Below are 24,930 nucleotides of genomic sequence, written 5' to 3'. Positions count from 1 at the left end.
GAAACCCATGGACAACAATCTGATCGAACTCGGCAGCATCGCCGGCATCGCCCTGCTGGGCCTTTTGGCCATCGGCCTAGTGTTCGCGCGCCTGTACAAGCGCTCGACCAAGGAAACCGCTTTTGTGCGCACCGGCCTGGGCGGGCAAAAGGTCATCATGGACGGTGGCGCCATCGTGCTGCCGGTGTTTCATGAGCGCGTGCTGGTCAATATGAACACGCTGAAGCTCGAAGTCATGCGCCGCGAACGCGAAAGCCTGATCACCAAGGACCGCATGCGCGTGGACGTGACCGCCGCCTTCTTCGTGCGCGTGCAACAAACGGCCGAGGCCGTCAGCACTGCGGCCCAGACCCTGGGCACACGCACCCTGGCGCCCGAGGCGCTTAAGTCGCTGGTGGAGGACAAATTCGTTGACGCCCTGCGCGCCACCGCCGCCACCATGACCATCCAGGAACTGCAGGACAAGCGCCGTGATTTCGTGCAGGCGGTGCAGAACGCCGTGGCCGAAGACCTGGAGAAGAACGGCCTGGAGCTGGAATCAGTCTCGCTGACCAGCCTGGACCAGACCGACAAGCAGTTCTTCAACCCCAACAACGCCTTCGACGCCGAGGGCCTCACCCGCCTGACCGAGCAGACCGAGGCGCGGCGCAAGCAGCGCAACGATGTCGAGCAGGAAACAGAGATGCAGGTGCGCACCAAGAACCTGGAAGCGCAGCGCCAGAAGCTGACCATCGAGCAGGACCAAGAATTCGCCACCCTGGCCCAGCAGCGCCAGGTCGAGACCGCGCGGGCCGAGCAGTCGGCCCAGATCGCTACCCAGCAGGCCGAGCGCAGCCGCGAGGCCGAGGCGGCCAAGATCGAGGCCGAGCGCCAGGTCGGGCAGAAGAAGATCGAGGCCGAGCGCGAGATCAAATCGGCAGAGATCGAGAAGAACCTGGTCGTGCAGACGCGCGAGATCGAGCTCGAGCGCAAGACCGAGATGCAGCGCGCCGAACAACGCAAGCAGGTGGAAATCGCCCGCCAGGACATGGCGATCGCGATCGCCAACAAGAGCAAGGAACAATCGGTCGCCGACGCCTTGGCCAACCAGGCACGTGCCGATGCCGTCAAGGCCGAGGAAGGCGTGAACACCGCCCGTCAGGTGGCCGTAGCCGAGCGGGAGAAGAACATCCAGCTGATCGAAGCCAGCAAGGAAGCCGAACAGCTGGCGATTGCAGTCAAGGTCTCAGCCTCGGCTGAGAAGGAAGCCGCGCTGGACCGCGCCGAGGCCATCACCATCGAAGCACGCGCCAAGCAGGCCGCCGCCCTGGCCGAAGCAGAAGGCAAACGCGCCATCAACGAGGCGCTGAACACCTTGTCGGCCGCGCAGATCGACCTGCAGGTGCGCACCCTGCTGCTGCAGCAACTGCCGCAGGTCATCGAACAGGCGGTGCGGCCGATGGAGAAGATCGATTCGATCCGCATTTTCCAGGTCAATGGCATGAACGGTGGCACCTCAAGTAGCGCGCAGGAAGGAGCTACCACCGCCCCGGCCGGCACCTTCCCTGAGCAAGTGATGAACTCGGCCCTGCAGTACCAGATTGCCAAGCCCATCGTCGACGCAGTGATGAAGGACGCGGGCCTGAGCAACGAGGGCATCACGGGCATTGCTCACAATCTGGCAAGCATGTTGCAGCCAGGCTCGGCAAACCAGGCCCAGCCCAGCAACTGATTGGGGCGCCAGCCTGAACAGCAGCTTAGGCGCAGTGCAACTCAGCGCTGCCAATGATCTGTTGGTCAACGCCCTGGCCACGCAAAACAAGACCAGCACAGCGAGCCGCCAAAAATCCAGCGGTTTGCTGAGCCACAGCACATAAACTTCCGCCAGCAGGTCTGAAGAAACCCTGCAAAACGCCAGCACGATCAGCGGCAACACCGTTCGACTGAACGCAGGGCGTGACCTGAGCCTCAGCGGCTCCACCGTCATCAGCGATGCCGGCACCAAGCTCACTGCAGGGCGGGATGTGAGCATCGTCTCCGCCGTCAACAAGCTGACCACCTCACAAGACCAAAGCACCACCACCAGCGGCCTGCTGAGCTCGGGCGGCATTAGATTCACCGTGGGCACCCGCAAGCTCAGCCAAGAGCGTGACCACAACACGTGGGCTATTTCCGACATTGGCACTGCAGCAATTGTCGAGCAGCTTACGGGGCACACCCCTGCAAATCACTGTTTCTCACCTCGGGAGTTCGTTCTTTCTGTGAAAGCCCACGGCTGGTGGCAGTTAGCCAGGGCTCCCGCCCCACCACGAGCCGCTCGGTGATCGCCTTTTCAAGTAGCTCAATCTCAGCTTTCTTGGCAACGGCCCAGCGCTGTTTTTCGGCAGGTAATTCGCTCTCGCTCAGGGTTTCAGTCAATGTGATACCTTCAACTGCCGGGCTTCGGGCCGCAGCCCAAAAATCGCGCGCACTTCCCAATTCTTTGACTGTTGTGATGGGATGACCGTGTGTGATCGCCAAGTACTTAAGCATTGCAATGCCGTAGCCCTGACGCCTGTGAGCAGGGGAAATCAAGATGTCAAACAAATATGTACGATCCGCAAGAGGTGAGACTGCATACGTCGCCGCCCCCACTAACTCACCATGCCTGTTTCGCATCGTCGCTTTGATTTCGGGACACGGCGACGTAAACGCCTTGTAGAAATTTGACGTTGTCGCGACTGTAATCTCTGGCAGATTTTTCACGACTTTCCGCCCGCTCAATGCGCGAATTCGTCGCACGAGTTCGTTCGCGATCATGTCCGACTCCAACCAGTTGCAAGCGACGATTTTCCCTGAAAGATGAGGCGATTCAGAATTGCCTACACAAACAAGCCATTCAAGGGAACCAAAGCGCCTTGTTTGGGAAGCTCAGGCACTGGCCTGCAAACCCGCATAGAAAATGAGTGGAGGCAAGGCGGTACAACCGATGTCTACACGGGAGGTTAGTACCGTAGCTAGTGGTGCCTCTGGGATCTTGTCCTCGCAGTTCCGGACAATGCCCTTGCTCTTGCCTTTGCTCTTGCCTTTGCGGCGATTGGCGGGGCCACCTTCGGGCTTGGCCTGGCCAGGCGCGTAGCCCAGGTGCTGCCTCATCTCGGCGCCCAGCGCCCGCTCAAGCACTGATTTCTTGAAGTGCTGGAAGCTGCCCTCCAGCTCGGCTGTGAATTACGGCTGCGTCGCCCTGTCCGTCGCTACGGTGGTCTCTGTCTTGCGTGGCATGCATGCCCCTTGTCGACATGCTACGCCTTACACACAAAATTTCTGACAGGCTCAGAAGCGGCCGCGGTAGAAGGCCACCTGCGCCTCTCACCGCAGCCACTGGACAGGACCTCGAGTGTCAGCGGCTAATCCCCGCCCCTGATCGGCACCAACTTGGCCACCGGTTTGTTCTCGCGCCTCCGCTGGTTCTCCCGCTGCAGGCGCACCACATCCTTCTCCAGCCGAAGAACACGAGACAGCAAAGTGGCATTCAGGCTCTGGGCGAGCCTCAACTCGCGGCTCAACCTCACCGACTCCACGCGCTTCTTTGCAACCACGTCCTGCAGTCGCGTCGGATTCTCCGGGTCCTCACGCAGCGCGACGATGAAGTCGCGAGTGTTGGGGTACCTGCACTTGTCATGGCCAATCAAGGTCCTCGAGTGACCCGCCTCCTTGGCCACAGATACCAGGGTGATGCGCAGCGTCCCCTTCTTGGCGCTCGCGGCCAAGTCCTTGTTCTTGGGACGTCCAGCCTGTAGCCGGGCCAGCGCATCGAGGAAGTCCTTCTCTAGGTCGTCCACCGGCGCCGGCGGCTGCAGCTTGCGTTCAGTCATCACTCATCCACTCCCACTTCGTTCACCTGTGCACCGAGGGTCCGCAAGATCGACTCAGACTGACGCACTCGCTCTTGCGCCACCTTGTACCCGGCACTACGGTCCGCGCCGGCCGCGGCAAGCACCGCCGAATTCCGCTGGTACCGCTCCTTCCAGAACTCAACATGCTCCCCATCTACGGCAAAGCACTTGCAGCCACCGCACACTGAGGCGGTGCGGTTCGCATAGTTCGGGTGCCGCATCAGCCAGGGGTCAGTCTTTGCTATCGAGTGGCAACGTGCGCTACCGGGCGTCAGGCTCATGAAGCACTTCCCATGCTCGGCGAACCAGATACGAACATCGCCCTGGACGACCCACTCTTCCATCAGTAGATAGGCGTCAGTTCCTTTGGCGTCTCCGACGACATCCTTGAGACGCTGGCGGTGCTCCCTCACCAAGTCGGCCATGCCACCTGCAATGACCGTCGTTCCCGATGCCTGCTGCAACAAGAAGGCTACCGTCCGCTGCCTCCGCACCGAGTCAATGCTGTCCAGCAGCCCCGGGTCATTTCCGATGTAGCCCTGCTCTGTCATCGCCATGGACATATGCTTGAAATGTTGAGATATGGCCGGCAGCATTCGCGAATCCGTGCGAAGCGCGTACAACGCATAAGTCTTTCGCCACTGATGAGTCCTGAACCCCTCACCAGTCTTGTAGACACGAAGGTCCAAACTGCCCGAGGGGGTCTGCAGGACGTCAGGGAGAGTCTCGAGGCCGCAGTACGCTGCGACAAATCTCTTCATGTTCGTTGAGATTTGCTCGAGCGTAGCGCTGACCCCAGTCGTGCGGCCCAACGTGGTCACCCCGGCTGGGGTGAGGATCAATTGGGGTGCAGTCACTGCATCGCGCCATGGGCTGAACAGCGCGTCCAACCGTTGAATTGCGCGTACTGCTGGGGGGATGTAGGCGCTGCCGGCGGGGCGCATGCCAATCACCCATTCCATGACGGTTCCATCATAAATCTTGGTGACCTGCGACTGCACCATGAACAGCTCGTTCAGTCCCGTCTTGGACGGTCGAATCCGCACGCAACTGGGAAGACCAGTCTCGGCGTCGGTGCCGCCCCGCAATGCGGCGAGTTCGCTGATACGCATGCCGGTCGTACCCTGCACTAGGACTGCGCAGGCAGCGCCGGCGTGGAGGACCAGTTTGCGAAGTTCGCGCGACGCCTGGGGCGACGCGACATCGAGGGACGTGTTCAGCGAAGGGTGCCACGGCTCCGTTTCGCCCGGCAAAACGGAGAATACGAAGCTCGCAAGTGCCGTTTCCACGGGACGGCCCCTAACAGTTGTCCCGTTAGACGGAACAACGCGCTGCTGCAAGGCGATCAAAGCCAGCACGTCATCCATCGGCTGCTCGATCCAGCGGAAACTTGTACCGAGAATTTTTAGCGCGACCTCGTCTGGCAGCGGAGGTATCCACCCATCTGCTGCGGTTGCAGCCTTGTCTGCGACCTTCCCAGGAGCTTCACCGTTGTAGGGCGCCTCGGGTATCACGCGGGCGCCCGCGTCTTGTAGGGCCAGCGAATGCCGATGGATCGTGACTAGGACTTGGAGGTCGTTCTGCAGGGACTGCGGAGTGACCTCTGCCTTCGCCTTGCGATGGGAATTTAGGACGTGCTCGTAGAACTCCCAGCTCGCTTCCGAATCGAGTTGGCCGAAGTGGTCATAGCCAAACTCAGCCATCCACGTCAGGAGCTTGCGGAGTTGCGTACCGAACCTGGTCGAAACGGTGAACGCATCTTGCGCGCCCGTCATGCGCGGGTCATAGACGAGTGAGTACACCAAGACACGGCAGTCCTCCAGCAGCTCCTCCCACGCGGGGTCCAGAAGAGTGGACCCACTACCCATGTCAATCCCCCAGTTGAACCTGCCTACGCTGTCACGGAATCCAACCTTCTGGACATCCAGGTACCACTTTGGGTCTCGCCAGTAGCTGCGCGACGAGACCTTCATTTCTGGGCGAAGCTCCTTCGCTAGCAGTTGGGATTGTGTTCGCATCGGTTACTCCACGGAAGGCAGCGGTGAGAGCGTGAGCGTCCCCGCGTCGGCTAAGACGTCATCGTCGAATAGGCGCAGCCAGTAGACGTCCAGGCGCTCCCCGACTGCCCGCCAGCACTCGTGCCATCGCCGCGGCTCCAGTTCGGCCTGAGCGACCTGGACGGTCGCACGCAACTGAAGAAGTCGTGCCCCAACGTAGGCCGACTTCAGGTTGACGCAGGCCAGAGGACAGGTCGGGCACATGCCATAGGCCTTGCACAGCCGTCCTTCCACCTCCGTCGGCATCGGTGAGGAAAACGGGTCCAGGCAAGTGAAGCCAGGCGTGGCACAGCCACGGTCCGCTTCCTGAGGCTCCGTCCTCGGATCGGCCACCATTCCTTGGGTCTCAACTAGCCGGTCCCGAGTCTGCATCGCGGCGGCCAACTTCTCGTTGTTCCGCAGCCGCGCAGCATCGGAAGTGTAGTGGTCCAGAATCACCTGCGGACTTCGGTGGTTGCCTGCGGCCTGGACCGCCTTGAGGTCGCCTCCTGTGAGTTCATGAACAAGGTCGAGCGACGTCGGCCGCACCTGGGCGAGGGTGAACTTGGGAAGATCGTGTTCCTCCACAAACTGCCGCAGCGCCGTGTACCAGGAGCGTGGCATTGAAGCCCCACTGTTGCCCACGAAGTCACCGATTGGCGCGCGCGTGCTCTCGGCGGTCTCAGACAAGGGACTGAAGAAGATGAACAGCCTGTCCTTAAGCGGTGCAGGCGCGACGCGCCGAATATGGGCTGTCCACGCTTCAACCATCGCTACCAGCGCTTCTGGCCCTACGGGATCTCCTACCGCGAACGTTCGAATCTGCTTCCGACCTGCACGCCCCTTCGGCGGGCGAAACCGGATGCGCCGTCCGCCGAACTCCTCCGGATAGTCGATCTGCGACTGCCTAAGGCCACGCAGAGAATCCGGATTGAAGCTGGTCGGCAAGGCCAAAAGAAGAACGAAGGGGACTAAGTCTCTCGCTCGCGGCATCACGGGACGCCTCAGCTCCACGAAGGACGTGCCCAGACGTTTCGGCGCCGAACGCAGTTGGACGTCGTTTAGGCGTAACCAGGTATCGTGGGGAACCGAGTCTGAATAGCGTCGGGCGAAGATCGCCCGCCAAGCTGCCGCGCTGCGTGGCAGGGCATTGACGTCAGCTTGGTCCATTGACGCATCCATCTCGGCCCATGCCGATTTCAACAGTGTTGCGGTCGATAGCACCTCGTCCCGGCATACCGCAAGCAGCCGAGCGACTGTTGCGTCATCCAACACCTCGCGAGGGTTACGTCTGCGGCCACCGCCCTTCCAAGTGGAGCTGGGAATCTGCAGATTTGGCGCCAATCGCCCAGCCCATTGCGCGGCGCACATGAGTTTCTTGAGCACGACTCGGAAAGCGGTGAGGTGGCCTGCTTTGGTCGCTGGCGACCACACGGGGGTGCCTGCTTCATCCTTGCGATCCAGCCACTTCACGAAACCACTAATCCACCGGGTGTCGAGCTGCCGGAGGCTCAATGCGCCTTGACGGTTCACCTGCGCCAAGTAGCGCCAGAACCCTCGATCAAGTTCCCCGACTCGGGTGTCGACGGTGTTGCTCTGCTGACCCGCACTCCAGGCCTCGAGGCCCCATAGGATGGCGCCCACAATCTCAGGCTCCGTGAGCCAATGCGAGGCGTCAAACTGCCAACCGTCGCCGACGATGATGAGCGTACTAACTGTACGTTCGATCCTCAGGAACAACGCCCGACTGCTTACAACGGCGGCCTTCGCGTCAAGTATCGACATGACCTTGGGATGACCCACAAAATTGAGTTGGTCGTACCGTGTCGCACGCTTGGCTCTTGCTTCAGCAGCGGCTGGCACATCGCACATGACTGGCATGACCGGCTCATCCGGAGCTGCTACTACCGAGTTCGCCAGCCCTAGGCCTTCGACGAGTCGACCTAGCTTGAGTTGAGCGTATCGATTCGGTCTGCTGGGTGAGGTGGACTTGTTGGTCATCGGGCTAGGCGAAGAAGGCCCGCAAGGTGCTCAGTCACGCGATCAGATACCATCGCCTCAAACTCGCCCGCGACCCGCAGATAGGTGTTGGTGGTGGTTTCCAAGTGGGCATGGCCAAGGAGCACCTGTAGCTTCTTCCAGGGCTCAGCGTTGCCGGCCGCCCGCTCACCCAGGTAGTACCAGACTGCGAAGGTATGACGCAGGCAGTGAGGCGAGAAGTTGGGCTCCCGAACCGTGTACTTCTCGGTGGTGTCTGGGTCAGTCTTGATCACCGTACGGAGCAAGCCGGCAGACTGCCCGCCCGAGCTTGCCGCCGTCTTCACGGCGTTCGCGAACACGTCATGAAATGTTTGGTACCGCATGGGATTGCCAGCATGCTGACCAGCGCTTGTGTGATTGAGGAACAACGAGGACGGCTTCGACCTTGCGCTGATATGGCCGCGGCGGACTCCCTCTGCAATGGCCTCTTCACGCTCGTTCTCGATGTACCCGTGTAGCCAAACGAGAACTTGGTTCGGCAGTTCGACCTTGCGGAACTTGCCCCCCTTGCCACGAATGCCCAGGTAGGTGATGCCCAACGGGTTCGTTGGATTCTGAGGGCTAAGGTCGAGGATATCGTAGATCGTCAGCCTCTCCGGCTCGCCAGGCCGTAGGCCAGTGTGGATGCAAAGCTCCGCCCAGAGCCGGTCCCGAACAGGCCTACGGTCCTCCGGATCGAGCCCCGGTGTCGGGCCCAGCACATTCGCTATGAGCTGGTACTGCCTGCTGGACATCGCTCGGACTTCATCGTCCGGAGCGTTCTCCTGTACCGGCAGCACCTCGCTGCTCTTCCTGGAGCCTCCTCCACGGATGTGGGTCAAGGCATCCTGGTCGTGCGGTCGCGCTTTGACTTCAATAGCACGGTCGCCGACATCAACGTCCGTCTCCCCACTCAAGTTGAAGTGGCGGTAGAACTCCTGAATAGTGCTCACCCGGCGGCTGACGGTCTTCAGTGAATAGTGCTCGTGGGTCTTCGGGCTGACCAGCTTAGACATCAGGTCCCGATAGTCCTCAATGTCGGCCCGACAGACATCGCTCCAGACCTTCTCGAACATCGCAAGGTAGACGTACCAGTCCTTCAGGTCGCTGACCTCGGCGTTGGCAGTGTTGCGGCGGAAATTTCCATCCTTGACGTGCCGTGTCCACACGAAGCGAAACACGGGCTCAATGATTTCCTGGCTGTCCCGGTCGACGAGGAACGGGAAACCTATAGGCAACTGACAGTGGAGAAAATCCTCAGAACTAAGGCCTTCCACGGCCTTCAAGGCAATTGTCTCGACCTTAACTATGTTCACGACGACCCGAAGCCTTCTCCTAGCGGTGAACACTGGATTAGCAACTAGATTCCGCTCACCTATGAATCTGCTAAAATTATGAACATTTTGACACCGAGCAAATACCCACTTTGCAACAAGTCATGCTAACTTGTGAACTAATTCACTGGATCGGTACTTGCGGCTTGAGCACAGGAGAAATGAAGCTCAGGGGAGACAAGACCTGACCCCGTCTGTGAACAGAGAATGGATCCTATATATATCCTCAACGCCTTGTTCATGATTGCTAGCTCGCTGGGCGCGGGCGTGCTGATCGGCGCGGGCTTCAGCATCCCCGAGGTCTTTCTGACCGTGGGCCTGATCAATCTGGCCATGGCGGTCTATATCTGCGTGCTGGTGCCGGAATACCTGCTGCGTGCGATCGCTTTTGTCTGCTCACGCCTACGCTACCGGCTGGGCCACAGCGGCACTGGCGCCATTCCGGCCACAGGCGCGGCCTTGCTGCTGCTGGAGAGCAAGCCCGTCAGCGCCAGCCATGCCCTCTTGCTGACGGCGGCCAGCCCGCGCAGCATCAACTTCTTCATGGCCCGGCCCCTGGTCGCCCGGCCCGTCGCGGGTTGGCTGTGGCGGGCCACCCTGGCCTGCCCCTTGGCCCCACCCGAGCTGGCCTTGCGCCATGCCCGCCAGCGCTTGACGGCCGGCGAGTTGGTCTGCCTGGGCCAGGCGGATGCGGGTGCCACCGAACTGCTGGAAAAACTGCGCAAAGCCCGGCCCGATGTGCCGGTGCTGACGCTGCAACTCAGCGGCGCAGATGGCCTGCTCAGCCGGGTCGATCTGCACGTATCGGGCCCAAGCCCTGCCGAAGCAGCCGCCACCGCACCAAGCGCAGCCGCTTGAAACTCAGTGGCGCGCCCAAATCCTGCGCAAGCGCCGCTTGAGCAGGCGCGCGCTGCGCCACAGGGCTTGTTGGTGCAGCCAATCCATCAGGCCTTGCTTCCAGCCGATCCAGCGCCGGTAAAGGCGCTCGAACCAGCTTAGGCGCATCAAGGCCGGCTGAATCAGCTCAAACAAGCGCGCCAGCAAGGCCGTGCCGGCCAGCTTGGCCAGCACCACCACCGCCAGGCCCAACAAGGTGCGGCCCTGCAGCACCAGCCACAGCGCCAGCAGCTTGACCGGAATGATCAGCAAGCTGGGCAGCAAGAGCAGGCACAGCGCCGCATAAGGCGGCAGGCCGCGAATCAGCGGCCCCAGGCGCCGCAGCAGGGGCAGCTGCCCTAGCCGCGCCATGGCCCGCGAGAGCGGCGCCCAACCCCATTCCTCGAACAGGATCAGCAGCGCCAGCAGAACGCGAATCAGCCAGCGCAGGGGCGTGAGCAAGGTTTTCAGCATGAGCGGCCATCATGGCCGAGCGCCCGGCCGCTGCCAAAAGACATGGCGGCGGGCGGGCGACTCAAGGGGGGGCTAAACCCCACGCGCCCGATCGGCGGCGAACTTCAGCTTGAAGGAGGCGAAGCCATCGGTGCCCGGCTGCTCCAGCGAGTCGCGCACTTCCTTCATCAGGTTCAGGTAGTAATGGATGTTGTGGATGCTGGCCAGCATGGGGCCCAGCATCTCGCCGCAGCGATCCAGATGATGCAGATAGGCGCGGGAGAAGTTCTTGCAGCAGTAGCAGCTGCAGGTCTCGTCCACCGGGCGCTCATCGGTCTTGTAGCGAGCGTTTCGCAGGCGCAGATCGCCAAAGCGGGTGAACAGATGGCCGTTGCGGGCATTGCGGGTGGGCATCACGCAATCGAACATATCGATGCCCTGGCTGACGCCTTCGACCAAGTCTTCCGGCGTGCCCACACCCATCAGATAGCGCGGCTTGTGCGGTGGCAGCTGGTGGCCGATGTGGCTGAGCACCCGCTGCATATCTTCCTTGGGCTCACCGACGCTCAAGCCGCCGATGGCATAGCCCGGCAGGTCCAGCTCGGCCAGGCCGGCCAGGGAATGGTCGCGCAAGCTCTCGAACATGCCGCCCTGCACGATGCCGAACAAGGCGTTGGGGTTCTCCAGGCGCGCGAATTCGTCTTGGCAGCGCTTGGCCCAGCGCAAGCTCATTTCCATCGAGACGCGGGCTTCCTTCTCGGTGGTCAACACGCCCTTGCTTTCGTAAGGCGTGCATTCGTCGAACTGCATGACGATGTCGCTGTTCAGCACGGTTTGAATCTGCATGCTGATCTCGGGCGTCAGGAAGAGCTTGTCGCCGTTGACGGGTGAGGCGAAGCGCACGCCTTCCTCGGTGATCTTGCGCATCTCGCCCAGGCTCCAGACCTGGAAGCCGCCGCTGTCGGTGAGGATGGGCTTGTTCCAGCTCTCGAAGCGGTGCAAACCGCCGAACTGTTTGAGGATGTCCAGACCCGGCCGCAGCCAGAGGTGGAAGGTGTTGCCGAGAATGATTTGCGCATCCGCCTCTTCGAGTGAACGCGGCATAACACCCTTGACGGTGCCATACGTGCCCACCGGCATGAAGATGGGGGTTTGCACAACGCCGTGGTTAAGCGTCATCTGGCCGCGGCGTGCGCGGCCCTCGGTCTTGAGGAGGTCGAACTTCAGCATAGTGGCCCGATTGTCGCAGGCGCTGATCCAGCGGCGCTGCGGTGACGCGCCAAGCGTTGAATTAGCGATACAGCGGCCCGGCGGGTCCGGGTCTTCACGCCCACGGCCGGCCAAGCCTTGACGTAGGATGAGCCGCTTGATCCGCAGCCCCTCACTCCGATGATCGTGACCCGCTATTTGCGCCTGCTTGCCGCCAGCTTAGCTTTGCTCAGCGGCTCGGTGCTGGCCTGCGGCCCTTACAAAGTGGCTTTCTATGAGCATGGCGTGCTGTACTTCCGCGATGCACAAGGCCAGTTTTCCGGCATAGACCGCGATGTCATCGCGGAGTTGGCCAAGCGCAGCGGCTGCGTCTTCCAGCCCGTGCTGGAGTCCCGCGTGCGCATTTGGGACCAGTTGGCGCGGCAGCAACTCGACATCACGGTATCCGGCATCCCAACGCCGGAACGCGAGCAATATGCCGAGTTCATGCTCTATATGCAGTCGCACAACTATGTGCTGATGCCCAAAGGGCTGAACTCGCAACTGACCTCCATGGCGGCGTTCTTGGCGGACAGCAGCCGTCAAATCGTGGTGGTCAAGAGCTTCAAGCATGGCCTCGTCCTCGACGCGTGGTTGGAGCAATTGCGCGCGCAACAGCGGGTGATGGAGGCGCCGGACTTCGAAGCCGCGCTGCGCGTGCTCAAGGCTGGCCGGGTTGATGCCATGCTGGCCCTGCCGACCACCTGGGCTTTGTTGGTGCGTCGGGAGGAGGCACACAAGCAGTTTGATCTGCTGGACTGGGCGCCCCAAGACCACATCACCGCCGGTCTGGTGGTGTCCCGCCACAAGGTCAATGAGGCCGACCGGCGGCGTTTGCGTCAAGCCCTGCTGTCCATGCGCCGAGATGGCACGCTGGACGCCATCTTCAAACGCTACGTCGGCACCGAACTGCTGCCAAGCCTGCGCCTGGACGCCAACGCCGACCTGCCGAGCTGAGCGGCCCAGCGAGGCCCGCCGAGGTCCGGCGAGAATGGCGCCATGCCCTTTTCCCTCGCCGCGCCGGTTCATAGCGAAGTCATCATCAAGAAAAGCCGCTTCATCGCCTGCGTCGAGCGCATGGCGGATCGGCAAAGCGCCACCGAGCGCGTCGCCGCCCTGCGCGCCGAGCACCCCGGCGCCGTGCATGTCTGCTGGGCCCTGTTGGCCGGCGGGCAATCGGCCGCGGTGGACGATGGTGAACCCAGCGGCACGGCCGGCCGGCCCATGCTGGACGTCTTGCGGCACCAAGATCTGGAAGGCGTGCTGGCCACCGTGGTGCGCTACTGGGGCGGCTGCAAGCTGGGCGCGGGCGGGCTGGTGCGGGCCTATACCGATGCGGTGGCCCAAGCGCTGCTGAAGGCCGAAAAGATCCCCCTGGTGCGCCAGCAAACCCTGCGCTGCACCCTGCCCTACGCCTTTGAAGGCCTGCTGCGGCGCGAACTGGAAAACGCCGGCGCCCAACTGCTGGCGGTGGCGCACGGCAGCCAGGTGGAAGCCTCCTTCAGCCTGCCGCAAAGCGCCGCCGCCGATCTGGTGCTGCGTTTGAATGAAGCGGGGCAGGGCCGCATTGGCTGGTTGAAGGACTGATGCGCCCAACACGGCCGCCGGCGGGGTGAGCGGCCCTCGCCCATGTGCAAAAGCTATACCCCGCGTCGGCATTGCAATGCAGCCCCCGCGCCAAGGAACCTGCCAGGCCTGCAACAATGCGGCACTGCGCACTTGCTGCCACCACCGCCACGGTATGAAGAAAAATCTCCTGATCAGCACCGCCTCCGTCCTCTTGATGAGCGCTTGCGCCAGTGCCCCGCGCACCCCGACGGCGCCGCCACCCACCATCGACAAGACCTACACCTCGCTGAACCAGGACAGCCGGGCGCAGTTCCTGATCCTGCACTACACGGTCTTGAACTTCGAGAAGTCGCTCAAGGTGCTGACCACCGGCGGCCAGGTCAGCAGCCATTACCTGGTGCGTGACGAGCCCCCCATCAGCTACTACATCGTCGATGAGAACCGCCGCGCCTGGCATGCGGGCAATAGCAGCTGGGGCAATAGCCAGAACCTGAACGCCGGCTCCATCGGCATCGAGATCGTCAACCCCGGCTTCGTCGACACGCCCAGCGGCCGCGTCTATGCACCCTTCCCGCAAAAGCAGATCGACGAGGTGATCAAGCTGGTGCGCGACATCCAGACCCGCCACCAGATCAAGCCCGAGCGCATCATCGGCCACGCCGACATCGCCCCCGGCCGCAAGCAAGACCCCGGCCCGCTCTTCCCATGGAAGCAACTGGCCGATGCCGGCCTGATCCCCTGGCCCGACAGCGCCCAGGTGGCCGCGCGCCGCCCGCTGTATGAAACGCTGCCGCCCGACGCGGCCTGGTTCCAAGACAAGTTGGCCCGCTTCGGCTACAGCGTGCCGCGCCATGGCGAGCTGGATCAAGCGACCAAGGATGTCGTCAGCACCTTCCAGATGAAGTACCGCCCCAGCGACTACAGCGGCGTGCTGGACGCCGAAACCGCCGCCTTGCTGGACGTGGCCAACACCCCCGGCGGCATGCTGCTGGCCAAGTCGCCTTTCCCCGCGCCACCGGTCAAGGCCGGCGGTTCCAAGTTCTGAATCTGAAGCCAGCCACCGCGCCGTGTTCACTTTCCTGCTCAAAAAGCTGGCCACCCTGATTCCGACGCTGATCGGCATCACCCTGGTGGCCTTTGGCCTGATCCGCCTGATTCCGGGTGACCCCATCGAAGTGATGATGGGCGAGCGCCGGCTCGACCCCGAGGCCCACGCCGCCCTGGTGCAGCGCATGGGCCTGGATCAGCCCCTGCATGTGCAATACCTCGACTACATCAGCAAGCTGGCTCAGGGTGATCTGGGCCTGAGCCTGGTCAGCCGTGAGCCGGTGGCCAAGGAGTTCGCCGTGCTCTTCCCGGCCACGGTGGAGCTGGCCCTGGCCGCCCTGCTGCTGGCGGTGAGCCTAGGGCTACTGCTGGGCATGTTGGCCGGGCTCAAGCGCGGCTCGCTGCTGGATCAGGGCGTGATGGGCGTGGCCACAGTGGGCTACTCAATGCCGGTGTTCTGGTGGGGCCTGATCCTGATCATGTTCTTCTCGGTGGGCCTGGACTGGACGCCGGTATCCGGCCGCATCAGCATCGAGTACGACGTGGCGCCCGTCACCGGCTTCTTGCTGGTCGACGCTTGGGCTTCGGGCGAGCCCGGCGCCTTCCAATCCGCCTGCCTGCATCTGCTGCTGCCGGCCATCGTGCTGGGCACCAGCACCATGGCCGTGGTGGCGCGCATGACCCGCTCTTCGATGCTGGAAGTGCTGCGCGAGGACTACATCCGCACCGCCCGCGCCAAAGGCCTCTCGCCCAGCCGGGTGGTGATCATTCATGCCCTGCGCAATGCCTTGATCCCGGTGCTGACCGTGGTGGGCATGCAAACCGGCAGCTTGCTGGCCGGCGCGGTGCTGACGGAAACCATCTTCTCCTGGCCCGGCATCGGCAAATGGCTGATCGACTCGATCGCCCGGCGCGACTACCCCGTCGTGCAGGCCGGCATCCTGATCTCGGCCCTGACCTTCATCGGCGTGAATTTGCTGGTGGACATTCTGTACGGCGTCGTTAACCCACGCATCCGTTCGCAATGAAGATGCCCCTCGCCCAATCTCGCCACGCTGAACGCGGGCGAGCCCGGTCGGTCCCCAGAGGGGACGGCGATGCTTGTCGGATTGACCGACAAGCACATCGCCAACGCGGGCCGGCTTGGGACGGCCCGGCGCTCGGCCCGAATACTCCAACGCGCTATGGACACCTGACATGAGCCCAGCCGACTCCCTGGACAGACAAGACCTGACCCCACTCGCGCCCCACCCCACGCCGCTGCAGGAATTCTGGCGCGGCTTCAGCGCCAACCGCGGCGCGCTGGCCGCCCTGCTGCTGTTCAGCCTGATCGCCCTGGCCTCGCTGCTGGCGCCCTGGCTGGCTCCGCATAGCCCGATCGAGCAGTTCCGCGAGCACATGCTGGTCCCGCCCGTCTGGGCCGCTGGCGGCAGCTCGCAGTTTCTGCTGGGCACCGACGAGCTGGGCCGCTGCATGTTGTCGCGCCTGCTGTATGGCGGGCGGGTGTCCATGGGTATTGGCCTGGCCTCGGTGCTGCTGTCCCTGCTGCCCGGCGTGCTGCTGGGTCTGCTGGCGGCCTTCTACCAGCGCCTGGCCTCGCCGCTGATCATGCGGGTGATGGACATCATGCTGGCCCTGCCCGGCTTGCTGCTGGCGATCTGCGTCATCACCATCCTGGGCCCCGGCCTGATCAATACCGTGATCGCCATCGCCATCGGCGCCCTGCCCGGCTACACCCGCCTGACCCGCGCGGCGGCGTTGGCGGAAATCGGCAAGGATTACGTCACCGCCAGCCGCGTGGCCGGCGCCGGAAATCTGCGCCTGATGTTCGACGCCGTGCTGCCTAACTGCATGGCCCCGCTGATCGTCAATGCCTCGCTGAGCTTTTCCTCGGCGATTCTGGAAACTGCAGGCCTGGGCTTTCTGGGCCTGGGCGTGCAAGCGCCCACGCCCGAGTGGGGCACCATGCTGTCGGCCGCGCGCGACTACATCCAGCGCGCGCCCTGGGTGGTGACGCTGCCGGGCCTGACGATTTTGATCACTGTCTTGTCCATCAATCTGATGGGCGACGGCCTGCGCGATGCGCTGGACCCGAAGCTGAAGAAGGTGGGCTGAACCATGCCCTTGCTGAATATCAAAAACCTGCGCGTCAGCTTCGGCGCCTTCCCCGCCGTGGAAGGGCTGGATCTGTGCCTGGAGGCGGGCGATCTAGCCGGCATCGTGGGCGAATCGGGTTCGGGCAAATCGGTGGCCATGCTGGCCTTGATGGGCTTGATCGACGCGCCCGGCAAGGTCAGCGCCGATGCCGTCGAATTTCAAGGTCAGGACTTGCTGCAGCTCACGCCCAAGCAGCGCCGCCAGCTGATCGGCAAAGACATCGCCATGGTGTTTCAGGACGCGCTGGCCAGCCTCAACCCCAGCTACACCGTGGGTTATCAAATCAAGGAAGTGCTGCGCGAACACCTGGGCCTGCGCGGCGCGGCGGCCACGCAGCGTGCGCTGGAGCTGCTGCAGCTGGTGGAGATTCCCGACCCCGCCAGCCGCCTGGACGCCTACCCGCACCAACTCAGCGGCGGCATGAATCAGCGCGTGATGATCGCCATGGCCATCGCCTGCAAGCCCAAGCTTTTGATTGCCGACGAGCCCACCACCGCGCTGGACGTGACCATACAGGCGCAAATCATGGCCTTGCTGCTGCGCCTGCAGCGCGAGCAAGGCATGGGCCTGATTCTGATCACGCATGACCTGGCCATCGTGGCCGAGTTGGCCCAAGCCGGCCGCAACTCAGTCACCGTGATGTATGCCGGCCAGGCGGTGGAATGCGGCCCGGTGCCCGAGCTTTTCGAGACTCCACGCCAGCCCTATACCGAGGCCTTGCTGGCCGCCATCCCTGAGCACAACCGCGGCGCGCATCGGCTCTCGGCCCTGCCCGGCATCGTGCCCGGCGCGCTGGACCGGCCGGTGGGCTGCCTGCTGTCACCGCGCTGCCGCTATGTGCAGCCGCGCTGCCGCGCCGAGCGGCCCGCCCTGGTGGACGGCGTGCGTTGCTTCTTCCCTGTACAGGTCCAAGCAGAGGTGGCCCATGGCTGAGCCACAGGACGTTTTGCTCCAGGCGCAAGACCTGGCACGCCACTACCGCGTCAGCCGCGGCCTGTTCGCACCCAAGGCCACGGTCAAGGCGCTGGACGGCGTCAGCTTCAGCCTCAAGCCGCGTCAGACGCTTGCTGTGGTGGGCGAATCGGGTTGCGGCAAGTCCACCCTGGCACGCCAGCTGACCCTGATCGAGCCACCCAGCGCCGGCGCCCTGCACTTCGGCACCACCGATGCGGCCAGCGCCGACAAGGCCACGCTCAAGGCCTTGCGCCAGCAGGTGCAGATGGTGTTCCAGAACCCATTCGCCTCGCTCAATCCACGCAAGACGATTGCCGCCACGCTGGATGAGCCCTTGCTGATCAACACCCGCTTGAGCAAGGCCGAGCGGCTGGAGCGCATCGAAGCCCTGGTCACCAAAGTCGGCTTGCGCAGCGAGCATTTGCGCCGTTACCCGCATATGTTCTCGGGCGGCCAGCGCCAGCGCATCGCCATCGCGCGGGCGATGATTCTGAACCCGAAGATCGTCGTGGCGGATGAGCCGGTATCGGCCCTAGACGTGTCCATCCAGGCGCAGATCCTCAACCTCTTCATGGACCTGCAAGCCGAATTCGGCTGCGCCTATGTCTTCATCAGCCACAACCTCAGCGTGGTGGAGCATGTGGCCGATGAGGTGATGGTGATGTACCTGGGCCGCGCGGTGGAAATCGGCCCCAAAGCCAACTTGTTCGCGCAGCCCTTACATCCCTACACCCGGGCCTTGATGAGCGCCACCCCGGCCCTGCGCGCGGCCGACCGGCGCGAGCGCATCCCGATTCATGGCGAATTGCCCAGCCCCCTCAATCCCCCCTCAGGCTGCGCCTTCCATAAGCGCTGCCCGATGGCGCAAAGCCGCTGCGCCGCGGAGCAGCCACTGCTGCGCGAAGTGGCCGGGCGGCAGGTGGCTTGCCACCTGGTTTGAGGGCTAGCCAGCAGGCTTCGCCCTGATCGCGAGGCCTGCTGCGTGATCGCTTGCGGCGTCAGTTCAAACCGCGGCCTGGCGCAGCATGCCCACCACCGCCGCAATCAGCAGGCCAATGGTTGGCGTGACGCTGAGCGCGAAACCCAGGGTGCGGCTAGAGGGCTTGGACACATAAGCGCGCCAGTATATGAAGCGGCCGAGCAGGAACACCGCGCCCAGTGCGCCGCTCCAGGTGGGCGACCAATACTTGGCGGCAAGCGCCAGGGCGGGGACGAAGATCACCAGCATTTCCAGCGTGTTCATCTGCACGCGGTAGATGCGCTCAAACATCTCATGACCGCTGACCGCAGGCGCGTTGACGCCATACTTGCCGCGTGCACTGCCGACCAAAATGCCGAAGAAGAAAAATTGGCATAGTGCCAAGACGATGACCAGATCTGCCCAGTTCATAGCTTTGTCGCTCCCTTGATTCAATCGTGACGAGATGATGGCGTGGTTGATACAAGCCGGCATGGATGGGTCCAGCATACTTGAGCCACTTCGCCAATTCGCCGACTCAGAAGACGCCCATGCTCCCAAGCCCTGAGGACCTGAACTTGAACGCTCACCACGCCGCGCTGCGCGCACCCGCCCTGCTGGCAGCCCTGCTGGCTCTGTTGACCGGCTGCGCCACAGCGCCCGATGCCATCCCCGGCAAGCGCCACAGCACCCAGGAGTTGCTGAGCTATCAACCGGCCGACTTCCGCTGGCAGCCCACCCGGGCCAGCGCCGAAGAAGCCGCCCGTGAGCGCGACTTGAGCCTGCTGCGCCAGCGCCTGAGCCTGGCCCCTGGCTCGGCCGAGGCACAGGCGGCGCTGCCCGACATTCTGGCCGCCGTGCTGCACTACAACACCGAGATCGACGCTGCACGCGCGCCGGCCCTGAGCGGCCTAGCAGGCCTGGAGGCCAGGCCTGCCGACGTGCAGCGCGCGGTGCTGTCCGCCGTCTACCGCTTTTACGCGCCGGAGGCGAGCGCACAGCTGTGGGCCCTGCTACCCAAGCTGAGCAGCCCGCGTGAATTCGCCATCGCTGCCAATGCCTTGCTCAAACCCCTGACGGGCCCGGCGCGCCAAAGTGCCGCCGCGCAAATCAAGGCGCAGATGCAGCTGAGCTTCCCCACCACTTGGACCGATGAGCCCAGGCTGCGCGCCTTGAGCTGGCCGCTCGATCAGGCCTTGCAGCCCAGTGCGCCAAACGCCGCCCCGCCCCTAGCCGAGTTGCTGGCCGCGCCCCTGCGCCCCGGCTACCCGGTGGTGTTCAGCCTGCAGCGGCCCGGCCGCGAGGTGCTGGGCCTGGCCCTGCTGCGCGGCGCCGACGGCCGCTTTGTGCGTGAGGCTGATGGCCGGCTGTTCCAGGTGCCGCAGCTGGCCCGCGCGCTGTCGAACCTGCCGGGCACCATCACCTTGGGCAATACGCCGCAAGGCATTTTTGCGGTGCGCGGCAGCAGCACGGCCAGCAACCCCAGCATCGGGCCGACGCCGTTTCTGGAAACCAAGCTGCCCATCGAGGCCAGCGTCTCTGAGTTCTTCCAAGTCGACGGCAGCGACCTCGATTGGAGCGAGCCGCTTTACGCCGCCTTGCTGCCGCAGAGCTGGCAGGCCTGGGAGCCGATCAAGGAAGCTTGGCTGGCCGGGCGCGCCGGGCGTGACGAAATCTTGATGCACGGCAGCGTGGTCAACCCCGACTACTACCGCGGCGCCAGCTACTACCCCGCCACGCCCACCGCTGGTTGCCTCACCGCGCCGGAGCAATGGGACCCCGCCAACGGCCGCTTGCTGGCCAGCGGCCAGCTGCAGCTGGCCCAGGCCTTTGCGCGCGCCTACAGGCAGGCGCAGGAGCGCAACCCGGGCGGCCTGGACCCCATGGTCAAAGGCTATTTGGTGATGGTGGAATTGCCCGGCAATGACGGAGCGGGCGGGCCGGTGCTGGCCGCCGAGCTGGAGGCCAGCGTGCAGGCGGCCGAGCAGCGCTGGCTCAACCGTCCGCGTTGATCTTGCTGATCAATTCCTGCAACACCGTGGCGGCGCGGTCTATGCCAACCTGACAAGTGCCGGCCGCATGGTGGCCGCCGCCACCGTAGGCCAGCATCAGCTCGCCGATATTGGTCTTGCTGCTGCGGTCCAGAATCGACTTGCCGGTGGCGAAGACGATGTTTTGCTTCTGCACACCCCACATCAGGTGGATGGAGATATTGCAGCGCGGGTACATGGCGTAAATCATGAATCGGTTGACGGCCCAGATGGTCTCCTCGCCGCGCAGATCCAGCACCACCAGATTGCCGTGCACGGTGCCGCAGCGCTTGAGCTGCTCCTTGGCATTGACCTTGTCCCCAAAAAACGGAGTTCTTAGCTCGTGATGAAATCAGAGCGAGGAACGATGAAATGAGTCAGCAAAAGCAGGTGCGTGGCAAGTACACGCTGGAGTTCAAGATGGAGGCGGTTCGCCTGGTCAAGGGCGGGCAGTCGGCCGCGGTGACGGCGCAGATTTTGGGCATACCCAAGGCCAGTCTGAGCAACTGGGTACGGCTCAGCGAGGACGGGAAGTTGAGCGGAGCCGGCGACAAGCCTGTGACGCCTGAGCAGATGGAGTTAGCGCGCTTGAGGGCCGAATTGGCTCGGATGACGATGGAGCGAGACATCGCAAAAAAAGCGGCGGCGTACTTTGCGCAGGATCTTCTGCAAGGTACGCCTGGATTCAAGAAATGAAGACTCAGTGGCCGGTTAGCCTGAGCTGCAAGGTCCTGGATGTGAGCGTGAGCGGCTATTTCGAACACCAGAAGGCCAAGGCCGCCAGAAGGCCCAGCAAGGCCGCCACGCCGCGTTTGAGCGATGAAGCGGTGCTGACCCACATCCGCGCAGTCCATGGCGAAGTGGGTCAGGAGTACGGCTGGCCTCGCATGGCCAAGGAGCTGGTTGCGCGTGGACATCGAGTGGGCAAGGAACGGGTGCGCAAGTTGATGCAGCGTCACGGGATTCGTGCGCGCGGCCAGCGCAAATTTGTTGTGACCACGGACAGCAAGCACAGCCTGCCGGTGGCGCCAAATCTGCTGCGGCGGGACTTTAAGGCGCAGGCTCCGAATCAGAAGTGGACCAGTGACATCACCTACATCGAGACGGCTGAAGGCTGGCTCTATCTGGCGGCGGTCGTCGACCTGCACAGCCGGCAAGTGGTGGGCTGGAGCATGCAGGACCATATGCAAACCAGCCTGATCACGGACGCCCTGCGCATGGCCTGGTTTCGGCGTCGACCGGCGCCTGGGCTGATTTTCCACAGCGACCGCGGAAGCCAGTATTGCAGCCGAGAATTTCAAGGCGACTTGAAGAAATTCGGCATGCGCTCATCGATGAGCGGCAAGGGTGATTGCTGGGACAATGCGCCGACGGAGAGCCTGTGGGGGCGACTGAAAGTGGGCCGGCTACACGGTCAGAAGTTCAGCACAAAACGGCAGGCCAAGGATGAAGTGATTGCCTGGTTGACCTTCTACAACCACAGTCGAATTCACTCGACCCTGGGCTACGTCAGCCCCATGACGTTTGAGAAAAACTGGCACGCGGCCCAGCAGGATAAAGCCGCGTAACAAGGTTGCTAAGAACTCCGGGGAAGAGGGGCAAGGTCAGCATGGCGTTCGTGCTCGAAGTAGAGGTCGACTCGCTCTTTCACATCGGGCAGGTCGAGGATGTCGTCGATGTCGTGGTCGGCGCAGTACTTGATCAAGTCCATCATCAGCGTGTAGTTGCTGATGCGGAACTCACGGAAGCGCCCGAGGCCGGTGCGTGAGTCCATCAGGTAGTTCAGCAGCGGCCAGCCCTTGGGGTCGAGGATTTCCTCGCGCGTGAACTGGGCCGAGTCGGCCTTGTCCACCGCGTCCATCATCTCGTCACTGATGCGCGGAAAAGCCTTCTTGCCGCCGTAGTGCTGGTAGACCACCCGCGCCGCCGAGGGCGCATCGGCCACGATGATGTGATTGAGCCGCTCGCCGGTATTGCGCACGGTTTCCGAGGCGTGGTGGTCGAACACCAAATGCGCGGCTGCCACATAGGGCAGATTGGTGGTGATGTCGCGCGGGGTGATGGCGATCTTGCCGTCTTGCATGTCCTTGGGGTGGACGAAGCTGATGTCGTCGATCAGCTTCAACTCATTCAAAAGCACGGCGCAAACCAGGCCGTCAAAGTCACTGCGGGTGACGAGGCGGAACTTGGCATTGCTTTGACCGGCTTCGGACTTGCTGCTTTCCAGGCTCATCGCTGACTCCTTGGCTTGAGTGAATGGCATCGCACCCTCACCTTTCGGAACACTGGCCGCACACTTAAGCGACAAATTACCCGCCCCGCTGGGTCCACAATCAAACTTTCACCACTCCACCGTTGCCTCCGCATGAGCACCTTCGCCTTCAACGCCGACAACGCCTTCATGAAGCTCGCCCGTGGCGACGCCAACAAGCCCTTCGGTCTGGCCGGCATTGCCTGGGATGGCTGCGTCACCAACCGCCCCGGCGCCCGCTTCGGCCCGCGCGCCGTGCGCGAAGCCAGCCATATGCTGTGCGACGGCATCCACCCCTTCTTCAACACCACGCCCGAGGGCCAGCTGACAGATCTGGGCGACTTGGTGCTGCCCAATACCAATCTGGATGCCATGCGCGCGGCCATGCTGCCCCTGGTGGCGCCCTTGCTGGCCCAACATCACATGACCTGGCTGGGGGGCGATCACTCCATCACCCTACCCTTGCTGCGCGCCTACCGGGCGCATTACGGCCAGCCCCTGGCGGTGATCCACTTCGACGCCCATTGCGACACCTGGGAAGACCATTTCGGCGAGCCCAGCGGCCACGGCACCTGGGTTTATGAAGCGATCCAGGAGGGCTTGGTGCTGAAAGAGGGCTTTGTGCAGTTCGGCATCCGCTCGGCCGGCCTGCGCGAGGCGCGCGAGTATGTGGCCGACCAGGGCGGCATGATCTTCGATGCCCGCAGCCTGCGCGGCCTAGACAATGCCAGCCAGTTGGCGCCGATTCTGAACCGCGTGCGCGAACGCATGGCCGCGCTGGGCCACCCGCCGCTCTACCTGAGCCTGGACATCGACTGCCTAGACCCCGCTTTCGCGCCCGGCACCGGCACGCCCGAACCAGGCGGCATGAACACCAATCAGCTCTTCAGCATCCTCGAAGAGCTGGTGCCCGGTCTCAACTTCGTCGGCATGGACTGCGTGGAAGTTGCGCCCCCTTACGACCACGCCGAACTGACCAGCTATGCAGCGGCGCAATTGGTGTGGACCTATCTGTGCGGGCGCATCGCCGCGAACAAGGTCTGATGTGAAGGACAAAGGCCAGGGCGCTGTTGCTGCCCCGGCTCCTGCCCTTATTGCACCCGAAGTGGCTTCAGTAGCGCAGGCACAGCGTCGGTGACTTCTTCGCGAATTTGCGTGCGCAAGGTCTCCACCTTCTGCTCGGTGGTGAGGTACTCCCACGGATTGGCGGCCGCCTCCTTGCGCTTGCTGATCAAGGCCTCGCCACGCGTCACCATACTCCGTCCCTCGACCTTGCCACTGGCCACGTCGATCAGCGAGATTTTGAAGTAGGTGTAAGGTGCCAAGAAGCCCTTGTAGCGCTCATTCTCGGCCGCAGCCTTGACCATGCGGTCCCCAATATAGAAACCCTGGCCTTCCAGATAGCCACGGCCCACATTGTCATCCAGGGACTTGATCTTGTTGTCGGTTCGATAGCTGGTGATCAGCAGCAAATGCGTGGCCTGAATTTGCTTGAACACCGGCGCCAAGGCGGCAGGCGTGACAAAGCGCTCACCGTCGATCAACGCTTGCGGGTCACCGAAGACCTTGGCCGAGGGCAGCTTGAGGCCAAAGAACTGTGCGCTTGTGTCCGCTTTGCGCACGGCCGCGTCCAGGGCGGCCAGCGCGGCTTGGTCGAACACGCCACCGTTGAACTCAAAAGACTCACGCAGATTGGCGTCCAGGCGGCTACCCGTCTGATCCTGGCGCGTCACCACATGCACCGTGTCGCCCAGCAAGGACACCGCCACATATTTGCGTGCCGCGGCCTCACCAGCGGCCGACGCCTGGCCGGCCACGAGCAAGCCGGCCGCCAGCGCCAGCCATTGGCGACGACGCGCGCCGACGCTGGAAGCTGCTATTTTTTTAAACATGGCCTTCCCCTCCCCAATAGATTCATGAAATGCCGGCAACTCAGCTGAGCCGGCTCAAAAACTTGCCGCCGCAGTCTAGGACAGAAAAGTGGGGATGCCAGAAGTCTCAAACGCATGGGGTGAATCTTGACGGCGATGGCACCAGCAGCGCCGAAGCAGGCCCGCCAGGGCTCCAGCCCATAAGCTCATGTTATGGTTAAAACTCGCTTCGTCACTGCTCCGCACTGACCTCGTCCCGCACAATCCCAGCAC

General features: G+C 63.1%; 21 protein-coding genes and 3 pseudogenes. 13 read left to right on the top strand and 11 right to left on the bottom strand.

What is annotated here, in order from left to right:
- Positions 1-7 precede the first annotated feature (7 nt).
- Positions 8-1,711 carry a flotillin family protein gene (locus AT984_RS19520; RefSeq protein WP_058721527.1) on the top strand — a complete coding sequence of 568 codons (1,704 nt, stop codon included), beginning with the start codon at positions 8-10 and terminating at the stop codon, positions 1,709-1,711.
- Positions 1,712-1,874: 163 nt separating this feature from the next.
- Positions 1,875-2,303 (top strand): annotated as a pseudogene (locus AT984_RS24005) (hemagglutinin repeat-containing protein); the annotation flags it as partial.
- On the opposite strand, the gene AT984_RS19515 reads toward AT984_RS24005, so the two are convergent.
- The 5 genes from AT984_RS19515 to AT984_RS19490 form a co-directional block, all read right to left on the bottom strand.
- Positions 2,185-2,778, bottom strand: a complete 594-nt coding sequence (locus tag AT984_RS19515; RefSeq protein ID WP_058721526.1) for a GNAT family N-acetyltransferase — start codon at positions 2,776-2,778, stop codon at positions 2,185-2,187. The pseudogene AT984_RS24005 and the gene AT984_RS19515 overlap by 119 nt on opposite strands.
- A 587-nt stretch (positions 2,779-3,365) precedes the next feature.
- Positions 3,366-3,833 carry a hypothetical protein gene (locus AT984_RS19505; RefSeq protein ID WP_058721524.1) on the bottom strand — a complete coding sequence of 156 codons (468 nt, stop codon included), beginning with the start codon at positions 3,831-3,833 and terminating at the stop codon, positions 3,366-3,368.
- Complete coding sequence (locus tag AT984_RS19500) at positions 3,833-5,872, bottom strand: hypothetical protein (RefSeq protein ID WP_058721523.1); 2,040 nt, start codon at positions 5,870-5,872, stop codon at positions 3,833-3,835. Before AT984_RS19500 ends, AT984_RS19505 begins: the two co-directional genes overlap by 1 nt.
- A gap of 3 nt (positions 5,873-5,875) precedes the next feature.
- Positions 5,876-7,771, bottom strand: a complete 1,896-nt coding sequence (locus AT984_RS19495) for a hypothetical protein (RefSeq protein ID WP_156422123.1) — start codon at positions 7,769-7,771, stop codon at positions 5,876-5,878.
- A 116-nt stretch (positions 7,772-7,887) separates the two neighbouring features.
- Positions 7,888-9,258 carry a tyrosine-type recombinase/integrase gene (locus AT984_RS19490; RefSeq protein ID WP_058721521.1) on the bottom strand — a complete coding sequence of 457 codons (1,371 nt, stop codon included), beginning with the start codon at positions 9,256-9,258 and terminating at the stop codon, positions 7,888-7,890.
- A gap of 192 nt (positions 9,259-9,450) precedes the next feature.
- Here AT984_RS19490 and AT984_RS19485 point away from each other — a divergent pair, with 192 nt between their 5' ends.
- A complete protein-coding gene (locus AT984_RS19485) occupies positions 9,451-10,101 on the top strand; it encodes a hypothetical protein (RefSeq protein ID WP_156422121.1) in 651 nt (216 codons plus the stop codon).
- 3 nt (positions 10,102-10,104) lie between these two features.
- Here the strand turns inward: AT984_RS19485 and AT984_RS19480 are convergent, their stop codons facing one another.
- Positions 10,105-10,593, bottom strand: coding sequence for a hypothetical protein (locus AT984_RS19480; RefSeq protein ID WP_058721519.1), 489 nt, complete (start codon positions 10,591-10,593; stop codon positions 10,105-10,107).
- Positions 10,594-10,665: 72 nt separating this feature from the next.
- On the bottom strand, positions 10,666-11,802 hold the full coding sequence (gene tgt, locus AT984_RS19475) for a tRNA guanosine(34) transglycosylase Tgt (protein WP_058721518.1): 1,137 nt from the start codon (positions 11,800-11,802) through the stop codon (positions 10,666-10,668).
- Between the two features lie 159 nt (positions 11,803-11,961).
- On the opposite strand from tgt, the gene AT984_RS19470 reads away from it, so the two are divergent.
- The 7 genes from AT984_RS19470 (at position 11,962) to AT984_RS19440 (ending at position 18,487) form a co-directional block, all read left to right on the top strand.
- The gene (locus AT984_RS19470; protein WP_058721517.1) at positions 11,962-12,777 is read left to right on the top strand and encodes a substrate-binding periplasmic protein; all 816 of its coding nucleotides are present in this window, start codon (positions 11,962-11,964) and stop codon (positions 12,775-12,777) included.
- A 42-nt stretch (positions 12,778-12,819) separates the two neighbouring features.
- Positions 12,820-13,407, top strand: coding sequence for an IMPACT family protein (locus AT984_RS19465; protein ID WP_058721516.1), 588 nt, complete (start codon positions 12,820-12,822; stop codon positions 13,405-13,407).
- 154 nt (positions 13,408-13,561) lie between these two features.
- Positions 13,562-14,434, top strand: coding sequence for an N-acetylmuramoyl-L-alanine amidase (locus AT984_RS19460; protein WP_058721515.1), 873 nt, complete (start codon positions 13,562-13,564; stop codon positions 14,432-14,434).
- A 22-nt stretch (positions 14,435-14,456) separates the two neighbouring features.
- The gene (locus tag AT984_RS19455; RefSeq protein WP_058721514.1) at positions 14,457-15,464 is read left to right on the top strand and encodes an ABC transporter permease subunit; all 1,008 of its coding nucleotides are present in this window, start codon (positions 14,457-14,459) and stop codon (positions 15,462-15,464) included.
- A 169-nt stretch (positions 15,465-15,633) separates the two neighbouring features.
- Complete coding sequence (locus tag AT984_RS19450) at positions 15,634-16,551, top strand: ABC transporter permease subunit (protein WP_058721513.1); 918 nt, start codon at positions 15,634-15,636, stop codon at positions 16,549-16,551.
- 3 nt (positions 16,552-16,554) lie between these two features.
- Positions 16,555-17,526: an ABC transporter ATP-binding protein gene (locus AT984_RS19445; RefSeq protein ID WP_058721512.1), complete on the top strand. Its 972-nt coding sequence runs from the start codon at positions 16,555-16,557 to the stop codon at positions 17,524-17,526.
- Positions 17,519-18,487, top strand: a complete 969-nt coding sequence (locus AT984_RS19440) for a peptide ABC transporter ATP-binding protein (protein WP_058721511.1) — start codon at positions 17,519-17,521, stop codon at positions 18,485-18,487. The genes AT984_RS19445 and AT984_RS19440 overlap by 8 nt, the downstream gene beginning before the upstream one ends.
- A 63-nt stretch (positions 18,488-18,550) precedes the next feature.
- On the opposite strand, the gene AT984_RS19435 is transcribed toward AT984_RS19440, so the two are convergent.
- Entirely contained in the window at positions 18,551-18,937 is a 387-nt protein-coding gene (locus AT984_RS19435) for an MAPEG family protein (protein ID WP_058721510.1), read from the bottom strand.
- A 119-nt stretch (positions 18,938-19,056) separates the two neighbouring features.
- Between AT984_RS19435 and AT984_RS19430 the strand changes: the two genes are divergently transcribed.
- Positions 19,057-20,517 (top strand): hypothetical protein, encoded by a 1,461-nt coding sequence (locus AT984_RS19430; RefSeq protein ID WP_058721509.1) that lies wholly within the window; start codon positions 19,057-19,059, stop codon positions 20,515-20,517.
- On the opposite strand, the pseudogene AT984_RS19425 reads toward AT984_RS19430, so the two are convergent.
- A pseudogene (locus tag AT984_RS19425) lies at positions 20,501-20,842 on the bottom strand (exopolyphosphatase); the annotation flags it as partial. The gene AT984_RS19430 and the pseudogene AT984_RS19425 sit on opposite strands and share 17 nt — an antisense overlap.
- Positions 20,843-20,907: 65 nt before the next feature.
- On the opposite strand from AT984_RS19425, the gene AT984_RS19415 reads away from it, so the two are divergent.
- Positions 20,908-22,103, top strand: a protein-coding gene (locus AT984_RS19415) for an IS3 family transposase (RefSeq protein ID WP_156421925.1) whose coding sequence is annotated in 2 segments (ribosomal slippage) — positions 20,908-21,166 and positions 21,166-22,103 — 1,197 coding nt in all. Because the reading frame shifts where the segments join, the coding sequence is not laid out codon by codon here.
- A 50-nt stretch (positions 22,104-22,153) separates the two neighbouring features.
- Here AT984_RS19415 and AT984_RS19410 read toward each other — a convergent pair.
- Positions 22,154-22,768, bottom strand: a pseudogene (locus AT984_RS19410) (exopolyphosphatase); the annotation flags it as partial.
- 132 nt (positions 22,769-22,900) lie between these two features.
- Between AT984_RS19410 and speB the strand changes: the two are divergent.
- The gene (speB, locus tag AT984_RS19405; protein ID WP_058721508.1) at positions 22,901-23,830 is read left to right on the top strand and encodes an agmatinase; all 930 of its coding nucleotides are present in this window, start codon (positions 22,901-22,903) and stop codon (positions 23,828-23,830) included.
- A 47-nt stretch (positions 23,831-23,877) separates the two neighbouring features.
- On the opposite strand, the gene AT984_RS19400 is transcribed toward speB, so the two are convergent.
- Positions 23,878-24,678: a hypothetical protein gene (locus tag AT984_RS19400; protein ID WP_058721507.1), complete on the bottom strand. Its 801-nt coding sequence runs from the start codon at positions 24,676-24,678 to the stop codon at positions 23,878-23,880.
- Positions 24,679-24,930: the final 252 nt, after the last annotated feature.

Origin of the sequence: Paucibacter sp. KCTC 42545, from assembly GCF_001477625.1 — a bacterium.
Classification (GTDB): domain Bacteria; phylum Pseudomonadota; class Gammaproteobacteria; order Burkholderiales; family Burkholderiaceae_C; genus Paucibacter_A.
The sequence above is the reverse complement of the archived record's forward strand: the minus strand, read 5'-3'. Positions and strand labels throughout refer to the sequence as shown.